This window comes from Acidisphaera rubrifaciens HS-AP3 (assembly GCF_000964365.1).
Lineage (GTDB): Bacteria > Pseudomonadota > Alphaproteobacteria > Acetobacterales > Acetobacteraceae > Acidisphaera > Acidisphaera rubrifaciens.
This window is the reverse complement of the sequence record NZ_BANB01000977.1, coordinates 1-412: the sequence shown is the minus strand read 5'-3', so window position 1 is coordinate 412 and position 412 is coordinate 1. Positions and strand designations below refer to the sequence as shown.

1 protein-coding gene is annotated in these 412 nt (G+C 76.2%); it reads right to left on the bottom strand.

The features are described from left to right. On the bottom strand, positions 1-412 hold a 412-nt coding region (locus B8460_RS19485; protein WP_048863290.1), incomplete at both ends, for an ATP-binding protein.

Below are 412 nucleotides of genomic sequence, written 5' to 3'. Positions count from 1 at the left end.
GGATGCACAGGCGGGCGCCGCCGCCCGGGGCATTGTCGGCCGTCACCCGGCCCCCCGCCGCCTGCACGAGCGCCCGCACCGAGGCGAGACCCAGCCCGGTCCCGCCGGCGCCGCGCCGCGTGGTCGCATAGGGGGAGAACAGGTGCGGCAGGATCGCGGCATCGAAGCCCGGCCCGTTGTCCCGCGCCTCGATCAGGACCGCGTCGTCGGAACCGGCCGACGTGCTCACGACAAGGCTCCCATCCGGCGGAAGGGCAGCGGCCGCGTTGGTGACGAGGTTGAGAAGTATCCGATCCAGCGCCAGCGGATCGAGCAGGACCGCGGCCTCGCCGGCCCCGAGATGCAGTCGCAGCCGCCGGTCCGGCCCGAGCACCCGGCGCAGCAGGGGCGCCGCCGCCCGCACCCCCGCATC